The sequence below is a fragment of the Corynebacterium sp. HMSC034E11 genome (assembly GCF_001835905.1).
GTDB classification, from domain to species: domain Bacteria; phylum Actinomycetota; class Actinomycetes; order Mycobacteriales; family Mycobacteriaceae; genus Corynebacterium; species Corynebacterium coyleae.
This window is the reverse complement of record NZ_KV826394.1, coordinates 147753-172378: the sequence shown is the minus strand read 5'-3', so window position 1 is coordinate 172378 and position 24626 is coordinate 147753. Positions and strand designations below refer to the sequence as shown.

21 protein-coding genes are annotated in these 24626 nt (G+C 58.7%); 8 read left to right on the top strand and 13 right to left on the bottom strand.

Going from position 1 to position 24626, the window contains the following annotated elements:
* Nucleotides 1-24: 24 nt before the first annotated feature.
* The 4 genes from HMPREF2690_RS04830 to HMPREF2690_RS04815 all read right to left on the bottom strand — a co-directional run bounded on the left by HMPREF2690_RS04830 (nucleotide 25) and on the right by HMPREF2690_RS04815 (nucleotide 8649).
* Nucleotides 25-3456, bottom strand: a complete 3432-nt coding sequence (locus HMPREF2690_RS04830) for a bifunctional proline dehydrogenase/L-glutamate gamma-semialdehyde dehydrogenase (RefSeq protein ID WP_070820300.1) — start codon at nucleotides 3454-3456, stop codon at nucleotides 25-27.
* A gap of 203 nt (nucleotides 3457-3659) precedes the next feature.
* A complete protein-coding gene (locus tag HMPREF2690_RS04825; RefSeq protein WP_083320313.1) occupies nucleotides 3660-4907 on the bottom strand; it encodes an NAD(P)/FAD-dependent oxidoreductase in 1248 nt (415 codons plus the stop codon).
* 104 nt (nucleotides 4908-5011) lie between these two features.
* A complete protein-coding gene (locus HMPREF2690_RS04820) occupies nucleotides 5012-7540 on the bottom strand; it encodes a DEAD/DEAH box helicase (RefSeq protein ID WP_070422404.1) in 2529 nt (842 codons plus the stop codon).
* 56 nt (nucleotides 7541-7596) lie between these two features.
* A complete protein-coding gene (locus tag HMPREF2690_RS04815; protein WP_070614511.1) occupies nucleotides 7597-8649 on the bottom strand; it encodes a PAC2 family protein in 1053 nt (350 codons plus the stop codon).
* Between the two features lie 36 nt (nucleotides 8650-8685).
* On the opposite strand from HMPREF2690_RS04815, the gene HMPREF2690_RS04810 reads away from it, so the two are divergent.
* Nucleotides 8686-9933: a DUF4192 domain-containing protein gene (locus tag HMPREF2690_RS04810; RefSeq protein WP_083316782.1), complete on the top strand. Its 1248-nt coding sequence runs from the start codon at nucleotides 8686-8688 to the stop codon at nucleotides 9931-9933.
* On the opposite strand, the gene galE is transcribed toward HMPREF2690_RS04810, so the two are convergent.
* From galE to HMPREF2690_RS04780, 6 genes are all read right to left on the bottom strand, one after another.
* Nucleotides 9930-10910 carry a UDP-glucose 4-epimerase GalE gene (gene galE / locus HMPREF2690_RS04805; protein ID WP_070422349.1) on the bottom strand — a complete coding sequence of 327 codons (981 nt, stop codon included), beginning with the start codon at nucleotides 10908-10910 and terminating at the stop codon, nucleotides 9930-9932. The two genes, HMPREF2690_RS04810 and galE, sit on opposite strands and share 4 nt — an antisense overlap.
* A 19-nt stretch (nucleotides 10911-10929) precedes the next feature.
* Nucleotides 10930-11619, bottom strand: a complete 690-nt coding sequence (locus HMPREF2690_RS04800) for a metal-dependent transcriptional regulator (protein ID WP_070422350.1) — start codon at nucleotides 11617-11619, stop codon at nucleotides 10930-10932.
* Between the two features lie 129 nt (nucleotides 11620-11748).
* Nucleotides 11749-12738 (bottom strand): sigma-70 family RNA polymerase sigma factor, encoded by a 990-nt coding sequence (locus tag HMPREF2690_RS04795; RefSeq protein WP_070422351.1) that lies wholly within the window; start codon nucleotides 12736-12738, stop codon nucleotides 11749-11751.
* Nucleotides 12739-12856: 118 nt separating this feature from the next.
* On the bottom strand, nucleotides 12857-13291 hold the full coding sequence (dtd, locus tag HMPREF2690_RS04790; protein WP_070422352.1) for a D-aminoacyl-tRNA deacylase: 435 nt from the start codon (nucleotides 13289-13291) through the stop codon (nucleotides 12857-12859).
* A gap of 21 nt (nucleotides 13292-13312) precedes the next feature.
* Nucleotides 13313-14854, bottom strand: coding sequence for a DUF7782 domain-containing protein (locus HMPREF2690_RS04785; RefSeq protein ID WP_070614509.1), 1542 nt, complete (start codon nucleotides 14852-14854; stop codon nucleotides 13313-13315).
* Entirely contained in the window at nucleotides 14847-15398 is a 552-nt protein-coding gene (locus tag HMPREF2690_RS04780; protein ID WP_083308100.1) for a DUF3099 domain-containing protein, read from the bottom strand. Before HMPREF2690_RS04780 ends, HMPREF2690_RS04785 begins: the two co-directional genes overlap by 8 nt.
* A gap of 48 nt (nucleotides 15399-15446) precedes the next feature.
* Here HMPREF2690_RS04780 and HMPREF2690_RS04775 point away from each other — a divergent pair, with 48 nt between their 5' ends.
* The 3 genes from HMPREF2690_RS04775 to HMPREF2690_RS04765 are packed head-to-tail and all read left to right on the top strand — an operon-like array spanning nucleotide 15447 to nucleotide 18074.
* Nucleotides 15447-15704 carry a DUF3039 domain-containing protein gene (locus HMPREF2690_RS04775; protein ID WP_070422354.1) on the top strand — a complete coding sequence of 86 codons (258 nt, stop codon included), beginning with the start codon at nucleotides 15447-15449 and terminating at the stop codon, nucleotides 15702-15704.
* Entirely contained in the window at nucleotides 15701-17458 is a 1758-nt protein-coding gene (locus HMPREF2690_RS04770; RefSeq protein ID WP_070820299.1) for a DEAD/DEAH box helicase, read from the top strand. The genes HMPREF2690_RS04775 and HMPREF2690_RS04770 overlap by 4 nt, the downstream gene beginning before the upstream one ends.
* Before the next feature lie 52 nt (nucleotides 17459-17510).
* A complete protein-coding gene (locus HMPREF2690_RS04765; RefSeq protein WP_070820298.1) occupies nucleotides 17511-18074 on the top strand; it encodes a DUF4190 domain-containing protein in 564 nt (187 codons plus the stop codon).
* Nucleotides 18075-18183: 109 nt separating this feature from the next.
* Here HMPREF2690_RS04765 and HMPREF2690_RS04760 read toward each other — a convergent pair whose 3' ends face one another.
* Together HMPREF2690_RS04760 and ppgK are read right to left on the bottom strand one after the other, a co-directional pair.
* Complete coding sequence (locus HMPREF2690_RS04760) at nucleotides 18184-19626, bottom strand: RNA polymerase sigma factor (RefSeq protein ID WP_070422357.1); 1443 nt, start codon at nucleotides 19624-19626, stop codon at nucleotides 18184-18186.
* A 309-nt stretch (nucleotides 19627-19935) separates the two neighbouring features.
* Nucleotides 19936-20754: a polyphosphate--glucose phosphotransferase gene (gene ppgK, locus HMPREF2690_RS04755; protein WP_070820297.1), complete on the bottom strand. Its 819-nt coding sequence runs from the start codon at nucleotides 20752-20754 to the stop codon at nucleotides 19936-19938.
* A 160-nt stretch (nucleotides 20755-20914) separates the two neighbouring features.
* Between ppgK and HMPREF2690_RS04750 the strand changes: the two genes are divergently transcribed.
* Complete coding sequence (locus tag HMPREF2690_RS04750; protein ID WP_070422359.1) at nucleotides 20915-21208, top strand: DUF4193 domain-containing protein; 294 nt, start codon at nucleotides 20915-20917, stop codon at nucleotides 21206-21208.
* 43 nt (nucleotides 21209-21251) lie between these two features.
* Here HMPREF2690_RS04750 and HMPREF2690_RS04745 read toward each other — a convergent pair whose 3' ends face one another.
* On the bottom strand, nucleotides 21252-21773 hold the full coding sequence (locus HMPREF2690_RS04745) for a DUF3093 domain-containing protein (protein ID WP_070483787.1): 522 nt from the start codon (nucleotides 21771-21773) through the stop codon (nucleotides 21252-21254).
* Nucleotides 21774-21829: 56 nt separating this feature from the next.
* Here HMPREF2690_RS04745 and dut point away from each other — a divergent pair, with 56 nt between their 5' ends.
* The 3 genes from dut to HMPREF2690_RS04730 all read left to right on the top strand — a co-directional run bounded on the left by dut (nucleotide 21830) and on the right by HMPREF2690_RS04730 (nucleotide 24590).
* On the top strand, nucleotides 21830-22306 hold the full coding sequence (gene dut, locus HMPREF2690_RS04740; protein ID WP_246819509.1) for a dUTP diphosphatase: 477 nt from the start codon (nucleotides 21830-21832) through the stop codon (nucleotides 22304-22306).
* Between the two features lie 71 nt (nucleotides 22307-22377).
* Entirely contained in the window at nucleotides 22378-23328 is a 951-nt protein-coding gene (locus tag HMPREF2690_RS11675; protein WP_083320312.1) for a DUF3710 domain-containing protein, read from the top strand.
* 2 nt (nucleotides 23329-23330) lie between these two features.
* Nucleotides 23331-24590 carry a class I SAM-dependent RNA methyltransferase gene (locus HMPREF2690_RS04730; protein WP_246819508.1) on the top strand — a complete coding sequence of 420 codons (1260 nt, stop codon included), beginning with the start codon at nucleotides 23331-23333 and terminating at the stop codon, nucleotides 24588-24590.
* Nucleotides 24591-24626 lie beyond the last annotated feature (36 nt).

Here is a 24626-nt window from a genome sequence, read left to right as displayed (position 1 = left end):
AGGGGTGTGTCGGTTAGTGGGGGACTAGTTCCTGATGCCGGCCGGGTCGTGGATGACGCCGAACCGGTGCAGGGTTGCGGAGATGGCCTGCTCCAATAGGTACGGGAGCAACTCACGTCGACCGTCGATCAGCGCTGGGCCATCAAAAACAGCGGTGGTGATGTCGCCGTAAATATCTGCTGGGGCATCACCGATAACGCGGATGCGCGACGGGGTGCCTTCCACACGGTTCGCATCGACCGTGATCGCAGCAGCCTCCAGATCCGGGGCGATTTCCGCAGGAGCAACGACGCGGATCTCGGAGCCGGTGATCGCTGCTGCGAGCAGCTGGCGGTAGACATCGCGCAAGCGGTAGTTCTCTCCGACGTAGATCACGACCGGCTCGAGCGTGTTGCGGTAACGGAAGATGTTCGCCTCCGAGCGAAGACCGGAGTGGTCGTGACCACGACCGAACTCGCGGTCCCATGCGCGCTGGTCATACTCAGCAGCACGGGAGAGCCAGCCGTAATCCTCTGCATCGACGTTCGAGCGGAACGCCTCCAGCAGCTCCTGGATATCGGCGGAGATGCTCACGCCCGGCGACGGAGCCACACCATCACGGTCACGCCACGTGCCCATCTGTGCCACATAGTTCGGGCCACCAGCCTTCGCGCCTGGGCCGACCGAGGACTTCTTCCAGCCACCGAACGGCTGACGCTGCACGATTGCACCGGTGATACCGCGATTGACGTAGACGTTGCCAGCTTCCACACGGTCGAGCCAGGTATTGATCTCGTCGCCGTCAAGGGTGTGAATACCCGCAGTCAAGCCGTAGCCGGTGGAGTTCTGCCACTCAATAGCCTCATCGAGGTCCTTGGCGTGCATGATGCCCAGGACCGGTCCGAAGCACTCGTTCTGGTGGTACCAGGAGCCAGGCTTAACGTTGTCGCGGATACCAGGGCTCCAGAACTTGCCTTCATCATCGAGCTTCTTCGGCTGGAGCAACCACTTCTCGCCCGGTTCGAGCTTGGTCAAACCGCGCTGCAGCTTCTCGCCCGGAGCTTCAATCAAGCCGTTCATCGTGGTGGAGAGCTCGGTGCCTGGGCCGACCACGAGAGTGGAAGCAGCGTCAAGGAGCTGGCCACGAATACGCTCAGACTCGGCCGCGGAGCCGACGAGAATTGCCAACGACGCAGCGGAGCATTTCTGGCCCGAGTGGCCGAACGCCGACAGGTACAGGTCGTTGATCGCCAGATCCGGGTCGGCGGACGGCGTGATGATGATGGCGTTCTTGCCCGAGGTCTCAGCCATGACGTTAAGTTGCGGGTTCCACGACTTAAACAGCTGGGCGGTCTCAGATGCGCCGGTGAGGATGATGGCATCCACGGCGTCGTCGGTAAGCAGTGCCTTGCCCGCCTCACCTTCGTCAGCGCGAACGTACTGCACCGTATCCGGGTCGATGCCCTTCTCTGCGAAGACTGCCTGGATACAATCCGCGATCAGCTTGGCACACTGCGTTACCTGCGGTGCCGGCTTCAGAATCACAGCAGAGCCTGCCGCCAACGCCGCCATGACACCACCGGTCGGAATAGCGACCGGGAAGTTCCACGGCGGAACAACCACCGTGAGCTTGTTCGGTTCGAACTCTGCCTCAATGTCGTCGAGGTGACGGGCGCTATCTGCGTAGTAATCGCAGAAGTCGATAGCCTCGGAGATCTCCGGGTCAGACTGGTCGACAGTCTTGCCAGCCTCGTGCGCAGCAACGGAGACGAACTCGCCACGGCGGCGCGCGATCTCGTCACCAATTGCCTCGAGCACTTCTGCACGCTCGTTCGCGGACAGCGCGCCCCACGCCTTCTGCGCCTCGAGTGCGCGCGCGATGTTGTCGCGGATAGCAACCGGATCGGTGATCTCCTCACCGGTGTCGATCGATGGCGGAGTGCTCAGGTGCTTGATCGCCCAAGCACGGTTGGCCTCAAGGGCAGGATCCGTATCCGGCTCGTTGAAGAAGCGGCCGGTCGTTGCGGAAGCATGTGCGACGTGGCGCTCAGTTTCCGTATTACGGTCTTGCGTGCGGTTCGGGCCATTGTGCACGTCCCAACGGTTGCCGACAGCCCAGCGGAAGACGTTCTCTTGCTCCTTAATCGGATCGCGGTCCTCAGTCTTCGGAGCGAACAGGGCATGCAGGAAGTTCTGCGGGGCAGCGTTCTCTTCGAGACGACGCACCAGGTAGCTCACCGCCACGTCGAAGTCATCGCGGCCGACAACCGGGGTGTAGAGGATCTGGTCGCCGTACACCTCGCGCACGATTTCCTGCTGCGCAGGGGACATGCCCTGCAGCATCTCAGAGTCGATCATCGCGGTGACACCGCGGCGCTGTGCCAGCTCGTATGCCAACGCAGACGTGAACAGGTTGTGCGAGGCGATACCGATAGAAACCGCATCTGCAAACTCAGGGCGCAGGATGAAATCCAGCAGGCGGTAGTAGTTTGCGTCCACCTCATCCTTGGTCAGGTACGGAGCCTGCTCCCAACCCTTGACTTCAGCGTGGTGGCGTTCCATGGACAGGTTCGCACCCTTGACCAGACGGATCTTGATCTTGGAGCCACCGTCGGTCACACGCTTCTGGGCGAAGTCGGCCAGGTACTCGAGAGCACCAAGCGTGTCCGGCAAGTACGCCTGAAGCACAATGCCGCCCTGGTAGTCCTTGAACTCCTCTTCGCTGAGCAGCTGCGTGAACACGTCCAGCGTGAGATGCAGGTCGTGGTACTCCTCCATGTCCATGTTGATGAACACCTGAGGGCTACGGTCGCGCGCAGCGCGGTACAGCGGGCGGATGCGGTCCTTGACCAATCGAACGCATTCGTCGTAATCCCAGTGGTTGAGCTGCGACACCATCGACGAAGCCTTGACCGACACGTAGGTCACACGTGGGTTTTTGATCAGGTTGAGCGTGCGCTCTGCACGATCCGTGGCTTCTTTCTCGCCGAGGACAGCCTCGCCGAGAAGGTTCAAGTTGAGCTGCTCGCCGCGCTGCTGCGCGTTGTCGAGCAGCTTGTTCAGTGCGTCACTTTCGGCATCGAGAACCAGGTGGCCAACGAGCTGGCGGAGACGGGCACGTGCCGCAGGAACAACTACGTTTGGCAGGAATGGGCCGACGAAAGCACCAATTCCGACGAGTAGGGAGTTGATCTGGCCGAGGAATCGGGCGTCGACACCGCGCGTGATCGCCCGCAGTGCGTGTGCTGCGACATGGTTGCTTTCCGGGCGCATGACGCGGTCAACGAAGTCCATGGTGAAGCGGACACCGTTTTCGTCGCGAAGCAACTCAGCGAGCTGCTGGGTGGAGGCGTCGTCGGCGTCTGCTTCGGCGGTAGCTTCCATCCAGTGGTAGGCGCGAGCAACAGCTGCCTCGATTACTGCCTCGAGGTCATCGCTATTCGACGGCGCGATCTGGTTGGTGCTCAGTTGTGGCATTTGTGTTCCTTATCACTCATAACTGACCAATGTGACAGGAATTAAGATAAGGCACAACTGCGATTTTCAATGCAATTAGATGCCGTCGCACGAGTCGTGCGAGGAAACCTGCAGCGCACAGCGTTGACGGGTGGGGAAAACGGGGGATAAAAATAACCCCGCCACATGCATAGTGCAGTGACGGGGTTTGAAACGTTGGTGCGTTACAGGCCACCGAACGGGCCGCGCAGCGGGTCGAATGGCTTGATCGTCTCGTCGATCTCGCCGGTCACAATCTGCTTTGCCAGCATCTTGCCGGACAGCGGGCCCAGGATGATGCCCCACATGCCGTGACCACCGTTGGTGTACACGTTTGGCACCTTCGTCGCGCCAACCAGTGGGAGACCGTCCGGAGTGACCGGGCGGGAACCGACCCACTCGTCCTGGCGATCTTCCCAGTCGATGCCACGGAAGAACGGCTTCGTCGAGTGAATCATCGAGGCAATACGGCCTGGCTGGAACGGCTCATCCGGGCCGCGGAACTCCATCGTGCCTGCGATGCGGAAGCGACCCTGGTACGGGGTGCAGGCGATCTTTGGATCCGGCAGATACACCGGGCAGGTAGCAGGCTCAGCTGTCTCAACCGAGAAGGAGTAGCCGCGACCAGCCTGAATCATCGTGTTCACACCAAGCTGTTTAGCCAAGGACGGAAGCCACGCACCGGTTGCCAAAACAACGTTGTCGGCCTGCAGCCACTCCCCGGTGGAAAGCTTCACGGCTGGCTTGCGGGTGGAGGTGACCTCTACGACCTCAACACCCGTCGTGATCTTGCCACCGCGCTCGATAATCGAATCTGCAATGGCCCGGCAGTACGGACCCGGCTCGATGAAGCGCTGACCGCCCATGCGGTAGGTTGCGCCGACCTTCTCGGTCAGCATCGGGGCGTCAGTGCGGGCGTCGTCAAGCGTGATCTGCTCGAAAGGAATATCTTGGCCGTGACGCTGAGCGCCTTCGACTTCCTTGAGGAAGCCGGCGGCTTTGCTCTCGTTTTCGAAACCGATGATGAACGGACCCTCATGTGTGGAGGCCTTCACACCACCTGCTTCGAGCTCGTCGAAAGCAGCGAGGGAAGCAATATCTGCCTTAGTGAGGCGAGCCATGGTCTTGTCCCATGCGCGTCCCGTCGCGTGTGCCATGAAGTTGGCGCAGAAGCGCCACAGTTTCGGGTCGAAACGCACCGGCACATCCAAAGCAGCGTGCTTATCAAACAGTGCGGTCGGGCCGTATGCCCACAGGCTCGAGTTGGACAGCGGGATCGTCTTGCCCGGTGCCAACCAGCCGGCGTTGCCCCAGGAAGAACCGGCCGCAACATCGATGCGTTCGAGAACTTCCACCTCATGGCCATATTCCTGCAGATGCCATGCGGTTGACAGACCGGTCATGCCGGCGCCGACAACAATTGTGCGCGTCACGTTGTGCTCCTTGTCACGCTAGAACCAAAGTTTGCCCCACACAATCTAGCCGGGGTGGATGTGTTTTGGGGCAAATTAGAATTTTCCGTTTCATGCGAGCACTTCTACTGCCCCCGAACCTCCAACGAGGAGACCCGAACCTCACCCGCTTCATCGGATGCGTCGAGATCCACCACACCGTGAATCTGGAACGCGTTGTCGCCTTCGGGGTCGTTAATAATCTGGGTGACCTGCCAGGATCTGCCGGATTGATCACCGATGTGGAAGAATTCAGGACCGCGTGCGTCTGGGCCAAGATCGACATCGTCGTACTCGTCGAAGTAGTCGTCCATCGCCCCCGGCCAATCCACCCGCTCGTCTGTTTCTAGGTAGTCGAGCATCTCGGCCAACTCATCTTCTTTCTCATAAGCGAACAGTTCGACCATTCGGAAGAAGTAGTTGCGGACCATGATTGTGAACGCACGACGGTTGGCGGTCAGTGCGGATGGGTCTTGTACACCAAACGCCAGCTCTCGGTCGATGGTTTCCTGGCTGACAGGTTCGTCTTCTCCGGTCATGTGCGCCCATTCGTCGATGAGCGACGAGTCCACCTGACGAATCATCTCGCCGAGCCATACGACGATGTCCTCGAGCTCGTCGTTCATGTAGGCATCGGGGATGGAGTAGGAGAGCGTGCGCCAAGCATCGGTGAGGTAGCGAAGCACCACACCCTCGGAGCGCGCCAGCCCATATGTGGAAATGAGATCGGAGAACGTCATTGCGTGCTCGATCATGTCCCGCACCACAGACTTCGGCGACGGCTCGAACTCCTTCGCCCATGGGTTGCCTTGGGTGAAGGTATCGAACGCTTCGTCCAACTCGTCGGCCAATGGCTTCGGATAGGTGACATCCTCAATAATCGCCATGCGCTCGGTGTAGTCAACACCTTCAGCCTTTAGCGCAGCAATTTCTTCTCCACGAGCGGCTTTCTCTTGCGCTTGGAGGAGTTGCCTCGGGTCGTCGAGGATCGCTTCAAATGCTGAGATGACATCAAGGGTGTATGTATCCGATTCCGGATCCAGCAGGGTAAGAAACGCCAGTGCGAACGGAGCGAGAGGTTGATTTAGCGCAAAGTCGCGGTCGAGCTCCTGCGTCAGCGTGTATGGGCGAAACGCGGGAGAGTCCGGAGTACGTTCCACCACTCCAGCGTTAATCAGCCCACGGAATAGCTCCACTGCGGTGAGGATGTCCCTGTTCTGCTTCGCACGGTTGTCGTGGTTGTCGCGCAGTAACTTGCGCATGTGCTCGTAGCCGTCACCAGGGCGTGCCACCACGTTGAGCAGCATCGAGTTGCTCACCTTGAACTGGCTTGTCAGCTCTTCGGGTTCAGCGACCTTCAGACGTTCAAAAGTGTTCTCAGACCAGGAAACTTCACCGTCGCGGGCAGATTTCTTCCGTATCTTCTTGAGTTTCTTCGGATCATCACCCGCCTTGCGGCGCAGCTTTACGTTTTCTATCTCGTGTTCGGGTGCTTCCACCACTACAGTGCCTTCGGTGTCGTAGCCTGCGCGACCTGCGCGGCCTGCGATTTGGTGGAATTCACGCGACTTCAAGATGCGCTGGCGAGTTCCGTCGTATTTGGCCAACCCAGTGATGAGCACTGTACGAATCGGCACGTTAATCCCCACACCGAGCGTGTCTGTACCGCAGATGACCTTCAGTAAGCCGGTTTGGGAAAGCCGTTCGACAAGGCGACGGTACTTCGGCAACATGCCTGCGTGGTGGATTCCGATGCCACGACGCACAAGTTTGGACAGCGTCTTGCCAAACGTGGTGGTAAAGCGGAAATTGCCAATCTCTTCAGCGATCCGCTGCTTTTCCTCATCCGTAATGATTTTCATGCTGGTCAGCGCCTGCGCTCGTTCGGTGGCTTCGCGCTGAGAGAAATGCACAACGTAGATCGGTGCCTTGCCGTCGGCGAGCAGCTCCTCAATCGTCTCGTGCACCGGCGTGAACACATAGTGGAAATCCAGCGGAACGGGACGCTCAGCGCCGCCCACATAAGTGGTGGTGCGCCCGGTGCGTTTCGTCAGGTCCTCCTCGAGCCACGCAGTATCGCCTAGTGTCGCCGACATCAGCAGAAACTGTGCCTTTGGCAACTCGAGGAGCGGAACCTGCCAGGCCCATCCGCGCTCCGGCTCGGAATAGTAATGGAACTCGTCCATGACGACCTGGTCGATCCGTGCATGCTCGCCCTCTCGTAGCGCGATATTTGCGACGATCTCCGCTGTGGCTGCAATGATTGGCGCATTGGAGTTCACCGTTGCGTCACCGGTCATCATGCCGACGTTTTCAGCGCCGAAAATCTCGCACAGCGCGAAAAACTTCTCGCTTACCAGTGCCTTAATCGGCGCCGTATAAAACGATCGTTGTCCACGGGCGAGGGCAATGAAATGCGCCGCGTTGGCCACCATGGACTTCCCGGATCCAGTTGGGGTAGCCAAGATAACGTTGTCGCCAGCGAGCAACGCTAGCGAAGCTTCCTCTTGAGCAGGGTAGAGGCTGATACCGCGGGACTCGGTCCACGAGGTAAACGAGTCCCACACCACGTCCTCGAAGAGGGACTCAGGTGCTTCGGCAATGTCGGAGAGCATATCAGTGAGCGTCACGCTCACCACCGTAGCTGACCGCCCCGACATCCCATCAGCATTTAGGATGTTGCGCCGGTGTCACCTTCGCTGTCGTCGTCACTGTCGCCGTCACCTTCTTCAGCGTCGGGGTCGATGAAGTAGTAGTCACGCAAGCGCCGATCAGTGTCCTCATCGTGAGGCAGACTGCGCTGTTGACCACGGTTGCGGTCACGGTCCTCTATGGCGGTGAGGTAGTTCTCAAAAGCCTCGCTGATTTCCTCACCAGACGGCATCTGTGCCTCACCGGGCATCATGGCTTGCGGGTGGTGGCGACGGTATTCCTCCATCTCCTGGTCATAGTGTTCCTCCAATGCTTGGACCACATGGGTGATCTCAGCGGAGTTCGTCGTTTGTTCTGCAAGTTGCTGGGAGACCCGCTTCATGTCGCCTTCCAACGAACCAAGCGGGAAGGTCAACGTGGTGGAATCCTCTACCGACTGCAAGAGCTGGAAAGTTGCGTGCGGGTACGGAGAAGCAGCGACATAGTGCGGGACGTGCGCTGTGTAGCCTGCGACATTTCGCCCACGCTTGTGGAGTTCGCGCTCAATGAGAATTGCGGCGGAGCCAGGAACGCTCACCATACCGTCGAAGGTGTACATCGAGCCGACGAGGTCGGTGTCGTTGCCGTGTGCTGATACCACAAGGGGGCGAGTGTGTGGCGCGCCCATAGGGGCAGCGTAGAGGCAGATCGTTTTATCCACGTTGAAACGCTCGACGAGGTCGGCGACTGCATTGCTAAACGCTTCCCAGCGAAGATCCGGTTCAGGCCCGGACAGGAGCAAGAAAGACTTGCCCTTGCTGTCGCGCAGGACCCGCATATCGAGTTGCAGGTCTGCAACGTCTGCGATTTCAGCATGGGCGAGTGTCACCGTTGGGCGTCGTGAGCGGTAGTCGATGAGCTCGTCGTTGCTAAACGTCGCCACCGTATGGGTCTCTAGCGCGGCCTTAAGATGGTCGGCTGCAGACTCAACTGCGTGACCTGCGTCGGCGTAGCCGTGCATGGCAATAATCAGCGCCGGGCCCGATTGGGAGGTGCTGTCCACGGTGGGCGAGGGGTACTCAAGCTCGTACATCTGCTGATCGTAAGTCACGGTTGTAGATCTCCTGAAATGGTATCGCTGATTCCCCCACCACAACGAAGGAAGCGAGCAAAACATTCCCCGTTATGTTTTTGGATGGAACCGAACACTGCTTCAGTGCGTCTGATATTTATGACAGACACTCAACCACAAGGAACTCATTCATCGGATGGTGCTGGCGCGGCGCACCACGACACCTACACATTGCAATCGCCCGCGCACTTGATTGCATCACTTCCTGGAACTCTCGGTTACTTTCCAACTGAAACTGTTTCGCTGATCACCTTGCAAGCGCGTCCGGGGGAACCTGACATCTTGGATGTTGGGCCGTACTTATGCTCTGATTTGGGCAGCACAGAGCAGCTTCGCAACATGCTTGAGCAACTGCCAATAACGCAACGTGTGGCGACGTTTGGCGTGATCATTAGCCGAGTCCCTGATTCGGAGATGGTCAAACAGGCCGTTAAGGAGTTGCGAGACAGTTATCAGGGGATTGTGCCACTGGTCGACGCGTGCTGGTTAGTTTCGGAAGTCGCTGATGGCACCCCGTACCGCCTCGCGTTCTCCAACGAGACGGAGAACGCACAGATCTGGGGGTGGGAGGACACATTCGCTTCGGGTACGGTCGCTTCGGTGATCGCGTCGCCGGCGATGCGGCCGTACATCGATAACGGCTTGCTGCCGGAGCTCGATCGCGCGGATACGTTCGAGCACTTCGACCCGCTATTGCTCAGCGATGCTGTGCGTTGCGACGAGGTCGCGCCCGCTGCGTATCGACGAGGCCTTGACCTAATGGATCTGGTCTCAGTGGCACCTGCTCTTGCGCGCCGGGACGTCGAGCGGGCCTGCGAGCTCTTCGTCTCAACGCCAGCGGATTCGATCATTGACGGGGATGGATACGTTGAACTGAGCGATGTGTTTCAGTCGGATGACGAAGTCGAACTTATCGCCGCGATGCTGAGCAGAAGCCGGTTGCGCGACTGCTTAATCGTCGACGCGCTTGCATACCCGTTCGGGGCATCCGCGGTGATGTTGTGTATCGCGAGGAACTTCACCGGAGCCATTCGGGCCAACGCGTTGTGTCTTTGGGCGATGGTTGCCCTTTCCCAACGCTTGTACGCATGGGCGGGCACTGCGTTGCGGTGCGCAGACGAGGAAGTTCCAGGTCATGCGCTGTCGAATCTGCTGCTGCAAGTGATGCTGGCGGGCAAGGCAGAAGAGATTCTTGAAGTGAGCAGTCGAGCATGCAGAGACACGTGGCTCGAATTCGGAGGTTAACGCGCCGAGTGCGAACGGCTTCCCAGTTCGCGGGTGAACGCCCATGCGTCCTCGACGATTCGGCGTAGATCTGTGCGGGTGGGGTTCCAACCAAGCTCACTTTTGATCTTTTCGGACGACGCGATGAGCACAGCCGGATCGCCTGCACGGCGAGGAGCTACCTCAGCTGGGATGGGATGGCCGGTGACTTCGCGACACATCTCCACAACTTCTCGCACCGAATAGCCAGCACCGGAACCAAGGTTATAGATCTTGTGTTGGCCAGGCGTGTTGTTTTCCAAAGCGAGCATGTGGGCGTCGGCGAGGTCGCGGATGTGAATGTAGTCGCGCACGCAAGTACCGTCGTTTGTTGGCCAGTCATCGCCGTACATCATGATCTTGTCGCGGTAGCCCATGGCAACCTGCAACACAATGGGGATGAGGTGGGTTTCAGTGATGTGGTTTTCACCAACACCGTTGTGTGCGCCGGCGACGTTGAAGTAGCGCAGACTCGTTGCGCCGAGGCCGTACGCATTGGCGTAGGACGTGATTGCGTGGTCAATCGCTAGCTTGGAGGCGCCGTAGGGATTCGTTGGACGTGTTGGCGCATCTTCGGTAATCGGCACGGTGTCTGGTTCACCGTAGGTGGCAGCGGTCGAGGAAAACACCAGGGATTTCACGTCGTGCTTGCGCATTGCGTCGAGCAACGCGAGTGATACTCCGACATTGCCATGCCAGTACTTGGCGGGATCCTCCATCGACTCGCCGACAAGCGAGCGTGCAGCGAAATGCAGTACGCCATCGACGTCACCGTCAGCCAGTACGTCGTCGATAACATCGACAATGTTTCCCTCAACGAGCACAGCCTGCTCAGGGACAGCGTAGCGGTTTCCAGTGCTGAAATCGTCGATAACGGTGACGTCGTGGCCTGCTTCAAGCAGTGCTTGCGCGCACACACTTCCGACGTATCCTGCGCCGCCTGTGACTACAAGTTTCATGGGGTTTCTCCTCGAAGCGTTAGTTGAGCGGTTCGACGCGCAGCGCGTGTGCTAGCTCAGATGGAAGTACAACAGTTTCTCCGTTGGCGGTCTTGACTTCCAGCGCGCCGTCTTCAAATGGAGTCAACGTCACTTCTTGGCCGACGAAGTGACCGATGCCTGCAAGGGAGACACCGTCTGTCAACGGGACCTGAAGAATTTCCGAAATCTGCACAACACGCGCTCTGGTCGGTTCCTGGATTCGAAGATCGGTCGCTCGAGTTCCGCGTGTCTCGGGCACCCCCTGTGGTGCTCCCAGCTCTTCCAGTGCGGGGATCGGGTTACCAAATGGGGAGTGGGTGGGGTTATCCAACACTGCGACAAGGCGACGTTCGACCTCTTCGCTCATGACGTGTTCCCAGCGACATGCCTCGTCGTGCACTTTCTCAATATCAAGGCGCAGCACGTCGGTCAGAAGACGTTCCGCGAGACGGTGTTTGCGCATCACCGCGGTTGCGAGTGCGCGCCCTTCCTCAGTGAGGGAGAGGGAACGGTCTTGCTCAACAACGATAAGTCCGTCGCGCTCCATGCGTGCCACAGTTTGCGACACGGTGGGGCCAGACTGCTCAAGCCGTTCAGCGATGCGAGCGCGAAGGGGAGTGATGCCCTCTTCTTCCAGCTCGTAGACCGTTCGCAAGTACATTTCTGTGGTGTCGACGAGGTCACGCACGGTTGTTGGTTCCTTCCACTCGACGAGGCAGCAGCTGTTGCTGCTATAACGAACGTTCGACAAATACTGTAGCCCAGCGATAGTGACCTAAGTCCCATCACTGGGCGTAGTTGTTGTTTTTCCTAATGGCTACATTGCGTAATCGCGAAGACGGTCTGCACGTTCGCCCACACGAAGCTTCGCCATGACTTCGCGTTCGATCTGACGTACGCGTTCCCGGGATAGTCCGTACTGTCGGCCAATCTGGTCCAAGGTGCGCGGCACACCGTCAGTCAGTCCATAGCGCATGCGGATGACATCCTGTTCGCGCTGCTCAAGGCCGTTAATGATGTCTTGAATGTCGTCATGGCGCAGCGTAGTCACGACGGCGTCTTCGGCGTCGGTGGCTTCCGCGTCCTCGATGAAGTCACCCAAAGGCGCCTCTTCATCTGCACCGACCGGCATATCCAAGCTGACGGGGTCGCGGGATTGGCGCAGCAGCATTTCGATCTTGGACTCTTCGATGCCGGACTCTTCGGACAGTTCCTCGTTCGTCGGCTCACGGCCGAGAGATTGATACATTTCGCGACGAATACGTGAGAGCTTGTTGACCTGTTCGACAAGGTGCACAGGGAGGCGGATTGTGCGGGACTGGTCAGCCATACCTCGCGTGATTGCTTGGCGGATCCACCAGGTGGCGTAGGTGGAAAACTTAAAGCCCTTGGCGTAGTCAAACTTTTCCATCGCACGAATAAGGCCGAGGTTGCCTTCTTGGATGAGGTCCAACAGTGGCATTCCGCGGCCGGTGTAGCGCTTCGCAAGCGATACGACCAGGCGCAGGTTCGCCTCGAGGAGGTGCGCGCGCGCCTTGCGGCCTTGCTTAGCGAGGATTGTCAGGTCGCGCTTTTTTGCCCGGGTGAGTTTCACCTCCGGATCGTCGAGAAGATGCTGAGCGTAGAGGCCAACTTCGATCTGTTGGGCAAGCTCGACCTCTTCTTCAGCGTTGAGTAGGGCGGTTTTGCCGATGCCGTTGAGATAAACGCGTACAAGGTCTGCGGATGGGTTGTCGTTGGTCTGATTACGTCGGCTACCGCGGTCGACGTTCTCTTCTTTTTCTGTGGCACGATCCGGCTGGGTCATGTGACAACGCCTCCTCGGACTGGGGTGAAACACTTCATGTTGCATCGGTGCAATCTGATAGACCAACGATCCGAGGTGAAGAGGTGTTCCCGCGGGCACCATTTATATTCACTGAGCGTTACGTTTCTACCAACACGGTGAACGGCCCTTCGTTGACACTCTGGACTTGCATGTTGGCGCCGAATCGCCCTTCTTCGACATGAATTCCGCGTTCACGCAGTGCCGACGCGATCTTTGCGATGATTGGCTCCGCAACTTCGCCAGGGGCAGCGTCTCCCCACGATGGGCGGCGACCCTTGGCAGTGCGGCCTAAAAGCGTGAACTGGCTGACTAAAAGCACCGGAGCATTGACGTCTTCAACGGACTTTTCCCCGTCGAGAATGCGCAGTTCTGCAATTTTGCGGGCCATCTTTTGCCAGGCTTCTTCGTCGTCTTCGCGGCCAACGCCGACAAGGGCGAGGATTCCGCCTGTCTCAGCGCAATTGATAGCGCCGACAACGTCGCCGTCGACGGTGACGGAAGCCTCGGAAACGCGGGTCAGGACGGCTTTCACAGGATATTCCTCTGTTTCTGATCAGATAGCGGCGATCTCTGCGGGTAGGACAACGCCATGACGGACAAGATCAACTATGGCTGCCGAGCTGGATTGCTCAAGTTCATGTAGTGCAGCCTCGTCGTTAATACCGTTGGCAGCAGCGTAGAGCCCAGTGACGTCGCGAAGCGCAAGGCCTTGCGGGTGCAGCCCACGAATAACGGAGAGCACCCCAGCATCCACGGTATGGGTAAACCGTGGCCCGTCCGTGCGAGTCACACGGATGACCTCGGGTGCGAAGCCGATACCGGTTTCGGTGTCGGCCAAACTGACCTCCTCAAGCGCGACCCCTGGGCGCAGCATGTATTGGGCATCAAGAACTTCGGCGAAGGATTTTCCACGCAGCCAATCGCTACGCAGGAAGTATTCTTCAACCTCCGGTGCTAAGCGGTCAGTGAAATGCTGGGATAGTTCCTCAGCGGTGACCTCAGTTGCGGCATCGCCGATATCTTCCAAGACAATCCACCCGAATCCGATTCCAGTGACGTTATTTTGCGCAAAGTGCTCCAGCCACCGTTCGGTGCGTTCGATGCCTTCAGTAGAGCGGGGGTCGATGGATTCGTCGCGAAGCCACGTGGAGATGTACATCCCTGGATCCACAACATCGCGCTGCAGCACCCAGGCGTTCACTCCTGTGCTGGGCAACCACGACGCCACTCGAGACTGCCAGGACGCATCCTTGCTGTGCACCCAGGAACCCAGGATGAAAGCACGGCCGCCTTCGGCAAGATGTTCCACTGCGCCGGAGACAACGAGCTCGGAGGCCGCATCAAGATCCAAGCCTGAATCGCGGTAGACATGGCCCACCTCGGGTAGTCCGACAACAAATGGGGGGTTGGCCACAATGCGGTCGAACCGTTCGCCCGCAACAGGTTCAAACCAACTTCCTTGCCTCAGTTCCACATTGTCTACACCGTTGGCAGCAAACGTCGCTCGAGCTAAGTCCAGCGCTCGACCGTGAACATCTGTCGCGACAACTCTCTTAGCAACGTGGGCCTGTGCAAGTGCCTGCACCCCCGAACCCGTTCCCAAATCCAAAACAGACGACACCGGTGTCTGAGGCGCAGCCGAAAGCAGTGATAAGGAAGCGGCGCCAACGCCGAGAACATGATCGTGTCCTGGGACGATGTCGGTCATCGACGCATCGAGATCGGAAAAGACAAAGCGCTCCTCATCTGCGATCACATGCGGGCGCACATCGAGTGCGATGTGAAGTTCGGCATTGTCGGTTGCAGGGGCGACCACGCAGTCGTCGATAAGCAGCTGCACAAGCTCTTGCGACAGCACATCACTGAGTTCCGCTGCGGTGCATGGCTCGCGCAAGATAAAAAACCGGATCAACCGCGACAAACGGGACCCATCCTGGCACGCGTGGCGCACTACTCCAGGCTCACCGCGAAACATCGCCTGCGTCGCGGCTGGCCCAAGGTGCTCAGCAATCCCTGCGGACGTAAAACCGGCCTTTGCCAATGCTTGGGCAAGAGTTTTCGCTGTCTCCGGGCTTACCGTTACTGAATCACTCATCGTTGTCTCCTGTTGCATCATCCCCACCGTCGTCGTGATCGATGATATCGGGCACGTTTGCCGTGCTTGACGACGAACTCTCGAGCGCCACACGACGAGAATTCTCCAACCGAATCTCCTCACGCACTACCGCAGGCTTGTACACGTTTTTTGAGCGTGCATCCCGCTTCTCGCCCTGTGCGTTGCCCAACACCACCGCAATCCACGGCAGCGGTACGGAGACGACGAACAATATTGCCGCCAGCACCCACCAGCTCATCCACGCAGCCCAGATCGCGGCGAGGATGAACGGTAGGCGAAGCCCCTGCAAAATGGCGTACTGCTTCTCACGAGACTGCCGGTTTTGTTCAGGACTCGTCACCGCGTCTGTGATCAAAGCGCGGGCCATGCGACGACGCCGACGCGAGTGAGGCACAGAGGAGTCGACGACATCCTCGGCTTGAGCGTCAACCGTCTGATCGTCCTGGCTCAAACTAGAGAACAACCCGTCACGGGCTCGGTCCCGCGGATCCGAATCGGGGGAAACGTTCTCATTGGTGCTCATATGCGTCGAGGTTAGCCCTCCGGCTTAACCTCTCGCTCAATTTGGGGCATGATAGAGCGCGTGAACACGACGACGAAGACACTTGAACGCCCGGATTTGCGGGAAGATACCTCGTCGACAACCGACGACGGAACCCCGAAGTTTTTCCACTACGTCAAAAAAGACCAAATTGTCGACTCTGCGATTTCCGGCAAAATGGTCGTCGCCCTGTGTGGCGAAACCTTCCCGGTGAAAAAACAAGCAAAGCCCGGCTCTCCGGTGTGCCCGGACTGCGAGCGGATCTATAAGGGGCTGCGCCGCAAGTGACAGCCGCGTCTTCTGGGCCTTCGCTGCGCAAATGGCAGCAGGAGGCCCTCGATTCGTTTCTGAGTACCAAGCCACGCGACTTCATGGCTGTGGCAACGCCCGGCGCAGGTAAGACCACCTTCGCGCTCACGCTTGCCTCGACCCTGCTCGCTGACCGCACCGTCCAGCGCATTATCGTCGTCGTACCAACCGAGCACCTCAAGCACCAGTGGTCGGACGCCGCCAAGCGGTTCGGAATGTCGTTGGACCCAAACTTCACCAACTCTTCGGCAGTCAACGCCGCCTACGACGGCATCGTCGTCACGTATGCGCAAGTAGGTATGCACCCCTTCAAACACCATGCTGTCGCTTCAGCACGACGCACGCTGGTGATTCTCGACGAGATCCACCACGCAGGTGACTCCAAGAGCTGGGGTGATGGTGTCTACGAGGCATACAACGACGTCGAACACCGACTCGCTCTGACCGGTACACCGTTTCGCTCCGACGACTCGCAGATTCCTTTCGTGCGCTACGTCGAAGACGGCGCCGGCCACCTCGTCTCAGAATCGGACTACACCTACGGCTATTCCCACGCACTGGCCGATGGCGTCGTCCGACCCGTGGTGTTCCTTGCATACTCGGGCGAAGCACAATGGAAAGACTCAGCAGGGGAGGAGTACTCAGCTCGCCTCGGCGAACCACTGAACGCCGAACAAACCGCACGTGCATGGAAGACCGCACTGGACCCGAAAGGTGACTGGGTCGCAGCCGTCCTTAATGCTGCACACACCCGCCTGATGAAAGTCCGCGCAAACATGCCAGACGCTGGCGGACTAGTCATCGCCACCAACAAAACCACCGCCCGCGCATACGCGAAGATCCTGGAAAAACTTTCCAACACCCCAGTCACGCTCGTTCTTTCCGACGAACCAGGCGCCTCCGATCGAATCGACGAATTCTCAGCATCTCGCGACGAATGGATGGTCGCTGTCCGCATGGTGTCCGAAGGCGTCGACGTGCCACGCCTATCCGTCGGCGTCTACGCAACCTCAGCATCCACACCATTGTTCTTCGCCCAGGCCATCGGACGCTTCGTCCGTTCCCGCATGCCCGGCGAATCGGCCTCCGTCTTCCTGCCCTCCGTCCCAGTGCTGCTGCGCCTGGCTGAGGAAATGGAAGTTTCTCGCGACCACGTCCTAGGCAAACCTCACCGCGAATCCGGCTGGTCCGACGAACTGCTCGAACAGGCCAACCGCACCCAAAACGAACCCGACGAAACCTCCGGATACGAAACCATCGGAGCATCGGCGGAGCTCGACTCGCTGATTTTCGACGGATCCACCTACGGCACCCCAACAGTCGCCGGCTCTGCAGAGGAACAAGACTTCCTCGGACTGCCCGGCCTCCTCGACGCCGAGCAAGTACGCACCCTGCTGGCCAAACGCCAGGCCGACCAACTCGACGCACGCGATGCTGAAGAAAAAGCGCGCCGGGCAGAGGAACGACGCGCTCGTGAACGAGCAGAGCTACTCGGGGAGCCGCAGAAGGTAACACAGCCGGTGGAGGAGACTCCCCAAAGTGCAACTGCAGCTGACGAACTCCCTCAGCTACGCAGCGAACTCAACGCGCGCGTATCCATCGTCGCCAGCAAAACTGGTCGCCCACACGGTGCGATCCACACCGAGGTACGAAAGGCCTGCGGAGGTCCACCGACTGCACTGTGTAGCGCGGAACAGCTCCGAGAACGCATCGCCTACCTTCGTGACTGGTGACACCGAAGTCGGTACAGTGGGCGGGCACATTACGTAAAACGAGGAGAAACGAATGACTGACCGCTACAACCCCAACGGTTACCCGAACGACCCGAACGGCCACCCTGAGGGAGTCTCGCCCTATAACCAGCCGCAGCCGGAAGGCTACGACACAGCGAACAACTACGCCGGCTATGAGGCACCAGCGGGCTATGACACGGCCCAGAGCCCCTCCGCTTACGGCGCGCCCTACGGCACAGCGCCGGTAGGGGAGCAGAAACCTAATGGCGTTGCAATGGCAGCCCTGATTTTCGGCATTCTCTCGATCCCTGCCATGTTCACGTTGTTCGGTGCCATCATTCTTGGTGTCATCGCGGTGATCCTCGGCATCGTTGGTATCCGTAAATCGAAGAACATCGTGGGGCCGGGTTCCCGCAAAGGCATGGCGGTGACCGGCCTGGTCCTAGGCGCTTTCGCAATGATCGCAACTGCGGTGATCATCTTCTGGGGTGTGTACTTTGCCAAGGACATCATCGGCGATTGTGAACAGTACCAATCGGACAACGCTGCATACCAGAAGTGCATCGAAGATGGCTTCAATGAAAAGATAAATGAAATGGAAGGGTCCTCGAACTAAAGACCGCGGTGATACTCGCCGTAAACGAGTAGCACCGAGTAAAGCGCAAGCTCAGCGCCCCGGCAGATACATGATCTGGCCGGGGCGCTGAGCTTTGTCGCGTGAAAATTTAGTCCAGGTAGTCGCGCAACACCTGGGAGCGCGACGGGTGACGCAACTTCGACATCGTCTTCGACTCGATCTGGCGGATACGTTCACGCGTGACGCCGTAGACCTGACCAATCTCATCTAAGGTGCGCGGCATGCCATCGCTCAAGCCGAAGCGCAGGCGAACGACGCCAGCCTCACGTTCGGTGAGCGTGTGCAGAACGTCTTGCAGCTGATCCTGTAGAAGCGTGAAGGACACGGCATCCACGGCAACGACTGCCTCGGAGTCTTCGATGAAGTCGCCGAGCTGGCTATCGCCCTCGTCACCAATCGTCTGGTCGAGCGAAATCGGCTCACGAGCGTACTGCTGGATCTCGAGGACCTTCTCCTCGGTGATATCCATTTCCTTTGCCAGTTCGAGCGGCGTTGGCTCGCGACCGAGGTCCTGCAGCAGCTCACGCTGAATGCGGCCAAGCTTGTTGATGACCTCGACCATGTGCACCGGAATACGAATGGTGCGGGCCTGGTCTGCCATAGCACGCGTAATTGCCTGGCGGATCCACCACGTGGCATAGGTGGAGAACTTGTAGCCCTTGGAATAGTCGAACTTCTCAACGGCACGGATGAGGCCAAGGTTTCCTTCCTGAATCAGATCCAGGAATGCCATCCCGCGGCCGGTGTAACGCTTGGCCAGCGACACGACGAGACGCAAGTTCGCCTCGAGCAGATGGTTCTTTGCCTTACGGCCATCACGAGCGACCGCGCGGAGATCACGCTTTACCGCAGGCGTGAGCTTTGCATCCTTGTCGCCTTCTGCGGCAGCACGTGCCATCTCGTCGAGACGGTGCTGTGCGTAGAGTCCTGCCTCGATGCGCTTCGCAAGAGAGACCTCTTGCTCTGCATCGAGAAGTGCAACCTTGCCGATTTGCTTGAGGTAGGCACGAACAGAGTCCGCGGATGCGGTCAGCTGAGCATCCTTGCGTGCTTGGCGCAGGGCAGCGGATTCTTCAATGTCCCAGACAGAAGAACCGTCGTCCTCTTCTTCCTCGTCATCTTCGTCTTCGGTCTCGTCGGCGTCGTCCATGGCACCGTCGAGATCTTCGTCGAACGCGTCGTCCTCATCGTCGCCCATGTCCGGGTCGTAATCTTCGGCATCGGTCGGATCCAAGGACTCGTCGTCCGCGCTTGTTGCCTCGAGATCCTCGGTCTCGGCTTCGTCCGCCTTCGCTGCAGCGGTTTGAGCAGCCTTTGTGGTGCGCTTCGCCGCAGACTTACGGACAGTTTTCTTCGCGGACTTCTTTACCGTCTTCTTGGCAGTCTTTTTCGCGGTTTTCTTCGCAGTCTTTTTAGCAGTCTTTTTCGCGGTTTTCTTCACTGCTTTTTTGGCTGCTTTCTTCACCGTCTTCTTGGCAGGCTTCGAGTCGGTACCGGAACCGTTGCTCTCGCCACCGTTTGACGGATCCACAGGCTCGCCATGAACGGTGTTGTTGCTTGAAGCTTCGCTGGCTACCACGTACGCCCTTTCGACTCATCAGACTATCTCGGGGCCGGGACCTAGCAAGAGGTTCGGCCCACAACCACTGCGATGTGCACTTCATCGTTGTGAAGTGCAGTTGGTGAAGTGTTTGCTACCACTGGAAAACCAGGGTACGCAAGCACATAAAAATTTTCAGAACGCCCATCCTAGCAAGCAGGTGAACGTTCCATTTTTATGTGCCTACTGCACGTATGGGCGCGTAGCCCGAATATGCAGAATGTCAACACCCTACAGGATTTACCTATGAGGTGAGCCAGCGACATGACCGGCACCGGCCTTGGCAGCGCCCACGATGCCTGCTCGATTCAGTAACTTGGCCACAACTACTGGAGTGTTGACGTTCAGCAGTGGAACCCACTGGTCACTGTTTTCCGAAACACCGCCGCCAACGATGATGACATCCGGGTTGAGGAGTCGTTCGTATTCGCAAAGAACAGTTTCCACGCGCTTGGCCCAATCGTCGTAAGAAAGGCCTTCCCTCGTGCGCACGGCGGATGACGCAAGGTGTTCGGCCTCCGTGTCGTCGATAAGCAGATGCCCGAGCTCGCTATTGGCAAAGAGCTGACCGTTAGCTAGAAGCGCTGAGCCGATACCCGTGCCAAACGTCAGAAACAAGGCAGAGCCGCGCTGTGCTTCGGGGCATCCGAAAGACACCTCCGCAAGCCCGGCTGCGTCGGCATCGTTGAGCACAGTGACATCGTGGTGCCCCAGCACGGTAGAGAAGAGCTCAACCACATCCGTGCCCACCCAAGTCGGGTCAATATTCGCCGCAGTGCGAGCAATGTTGCGGACAATCACGCTCGGAAGCGCAATCCCAACCGGGCCTGACCATGCTGCTTGACGCGTTAACTGCGCGATCGCCTCTGCAATAGCGTCAGGGGTCGCCGGTTGTGGCGTAGGCACCTCAAGTCTTTCACCGTGAAATTCGCCACTGTGAAGGTCGACAACCGCAGCCTTCAGGGAGGAGCCTCCAACGTCAACTCCAAAGCCGAACCGGGATGAAGGGGAAACTGAGCGCGACACGTGCGACTCGTTGTGTGGTTGAGGTGAGGTCATGTGCGCAGTGTACAAACTTGCACCCTTGTGCGGATGATGTCGAAAAAATGAGTTTCTACCAGCAAAGATGACAGAATCATGGACGTGCTTTAGTATTCCGCTCAAATGTCGCGTGTAGAGGCGCGATCAAGCACGACGTTGAGCTGGAGGAACATCAAGCATGGCCACCGATTACGATGCGCCGCGCCGCCGCATGGACGACGACATCGAAACCGACTCCCTCGAAGGCCTGAAGGCAGCAGAGGTTGCAGGCAGCAGCATGGACGATGATGGGGAAATCGTTGAGCCTGTCGAGCCCCCGACGCAGGACCTCTCGGGTGAGGAACTCAATGTTGAGGTCAAGCCACGCCAGGAAGACGAATTCACCTGCGCGTCCTGCTTCTTGGTGCAAAAGAACAAGCGCCTCGCCTATGTCGAGGACGACGGCTCCAAGATCTGCCTCGACTGCGAGTAATTAGTACCAGGCGGCGCAAGCCGTTATCCGCTCCTCGCGGGGATTAGGAGCGGTCCTTAAGGCCCGGAACGAATGCATCAAGCACGGCTTCCGGGTCTTTTGCTGAAATGAGCCAATACGGCGTCGGATCCTCTGGGTCATCGAGCACGAGAAGAACATGCTCGGGCACCCACGACCGCGTGATGAGGAACGCTGCCGGATCGAGTTGCCTACCCAAAGCATTCTGGCGGGCGGAAGCCGGCACAACCGTCGCGCGGTCCACGACCGTACTGGGCAAGTTCGCATCCCCGGCGAGCAACCAGCGGGTCCCGTCAGGGTCCTGCTCAACGGTTAGGGTGTAGCGCGACAGCCATACTAAAAACCAGACCGCTAACGCGCCTGCAACAACAAAGCCGCCAACAAACCACCACATGTTGCGGTTCAGTGCGAGCTCGCCTGCGAGGAGCAGCGTCAGGCCTGCAACTGCAGCCCACCAGTACCAAGGCACCCATTGGCGCTCGGTATACAGCACTTTCGGTGCATCCGGAGCGGAAGTGTCGGAAGGATTCACTGGGTTCGTAGTCACCCCTCATACCTTAGGCATTGATATCGGAGGAACCCAGCTGCCGTATGGTTGGCAGCGTGGAAGAGCAACAATCAATCGCGCGTATCGACGACACCATCGGCCCAATCGCAGTTAAGCGACTTGACCCTGATTTGCCCTTGCCTCACCGGGCTCACCCGGAAGATGCCGGAGCTGACCTTTACTCCGCAGAGGATGTGACGCTCCAGCCAGGTGAGCGAGCGCTTATTGGCACAGGAATTGCGATTGCGCTTCCTGTAGGCACAGTGGGATTGATTCACCCGCGTTCCGGGCTCGCAGCAAAGCAGGGCTTGAGCATTGTAAATACTCCCGGAACCATCGATGCAGGGTACCGGGGCGAGCTCAAGGTGTGCCTCATTAACACCGACCGGTCTGAGCCGATTGTCATCACACGTGGAATGCGTATCGCACAACTCGTCGTGCAACGTGTGGAACTGGCAAGCTTTCAAGAAGTAGACGAGCTCGATGAGACGGTCCGAGGCGCTGGCGGCTACGGATCGACTGGCACGAACTAACTCTGTGTCGCTCTGGGGGCTACAGTCTTTAGCGACGAAAACGTACTGAGAATTTAGAGGAGGTACCTGCAATGGCAATCTGGCCGTTCAGGAGGAAGAAGAAAGCCGAAACAACCCCGGAACCGCAGAAGGTTGTAGAGGAGTCAACCGCGGCACCGGCAGCGTCCGAGGCTGAGGCGCCCGAATCGGTTGCTGATACCCAGTCGGCATCTGCTACGGCAGATGCGCAGGTAGAGGCGCCGGAGCTTCGTGTGGCAGAAGGCGTGCAGGTCCTTACAGATTATGACCCGATCAATGGCTCCACGGGTCCGTTCGATGGCGATAACGTCAACATTGATGACTTTGACTTTTCGGACTTCTCCCAGGCCACGCTGAACCTCGGATCCATCCGGATTCCACTGCCGAAGGAATCCCAGGTCCAGGTGGAGATGGGCGAGCAGGGCCCCAAGATGGTTCACATCGTCACCCGCTTCGGCCGCCTGACCCCGGTGGCGTTTGCTGCTCCGCGAACCGGTGGTTTGTGGGAGGAATCTTCCGACGAGATCATCGAAGGTATGCGTTCTGAGGGTATGCCCGTCGAAATTGAGCAGGGGCCCTGGGGTCAAGAGATCGTAGGAACCGGCACTAACGGCGTCATTCGAATCATCGGTGTGGAGGGGCCGCGCTGGCTCTACCGCGTGACACTTGCTGCTCCGTCCGGTTCGGAAGACCAGCTTGCGCAACTTGGTCGTGAAACGGTCGCGCGCTCGTTTGTTTACCGTGGCGACGACCCGATTCTTGCTGGAAACTCTCTCCCCGTTGTGCTTCCTGAGCAGCTGGCAAAGCAGGTGCAAGAGGCTGTGGAGGCGCGTGCTCAGCAGGCTCAGGGCGCTCAGGAAGCCCCCGCGGAGGGTAACCCGAACGTGCTGAGCGACGCGTTGCAGAAGATCATCGCTCAAAATGTCGAAGGCCAAAAGCAGCTCCGCGAATTCCGTGAGGCGCAGCACGCTCAGCGCCAAGCCGGACGCGGTAAGTCCGAGTAGCTGTGACTGACGAGATTCCTGCCGGCCTCGTGCTGAAGTTGTCTGTGAGGGCAATGGCGCACGGGGGAGAAGGCATCGCCGACGCCCCAGACGGGCGCGTCGTTTTCATCGCGGGCGCAATTCCCGGCGACACGGTTGAAGCGCGACTGACCCGTGTGAAAAAACGCTGGGCACGTGCAGAGCTTGTCAAAGTAGTGGATCCATCGCCTCACCGGGTCAGATCGGCTTGTCCTGCGGCAGCAGCAGGTGCGGGGTGCTGCGACTTCGCGCACATTGACCCGGCGGTACAGGTATCGCTCAAACGCGACGTTCTTCTTGGCCAACTCGGTGCGCTTGCGAGCAAGAGTGGTGTTGTCGAGGCGGATGTCGTCGAGAAGCAATTGCGGGTTGTGGAGCTTGAACCCAGAACTGGTTGGCGCACCCGTGTCCGCATGGGCGTTGACCCGCAAGGACGAGCCGGAATGCGTGCACTGAAATCGACAGACGTTGTCGGTGGTGTCGTGTGTAGTCAGGTCGCGCCGCAAGTGCTCGACGGCATCATTGGCGACGACGCGGCTCGATACACGCCCGGCAGTGAGATTGTGGCGGTCGTGGATTTCCGCGGGAAACGTCACGTTGTGGAAACACAGTCGGCGCAGCGTGGCCGACGCGTTGAGCGTATTCACAAGGTGCTTGAAGGCCCGGGGTTGGTCACCGAGGTGGTAGACGGTCACGAGTTTTCCTTTCCCCCTACAGCATTTTGGCAAGCGCACCTCAACGCGGCGCAAACCTATAGCGACCTCATTAAAGAATGGGGAAGCGACAACTACACGCACCGTAACGGATGGGATCTGTACGGAGGCGTCGGTGCATTTGTGCCTGCGATCAATGAGGCAATCGGCGGCGGCAGGATCGACAGTGTTGATTACTCCGCTTCGGCGACGGCGAACCCACAGCCAGTGGAAGACGAGTTTGATGTGCATCGCCACAATGCGAAGGTGGAAGTTGGAATCAGCGAGCTTCCGGCTCCGGGACTTGTTGTCTTAGATCCGCCCCGGTCAGGGGCAGGGCGTGATGTCGTCGACAAGATTGCGCAAGCGGCTCCAGAACGCATCATTCACATCGGTTGTGATCCAGCAACCTTTGCGCGCGACCTCGCAGGCTTTGGCGCGCACGGATTTAGAGTCGAGCACATCGCTCTTATCGATGCTTTTCCCAATACTCACCATTTTGAGGTCATGGCATCACTTGTGCCTGACCACAATGGTGGTGCGGAGGAATAGGGTCAACCAATTTCGGAGTGTAAGCTGACCAGAACC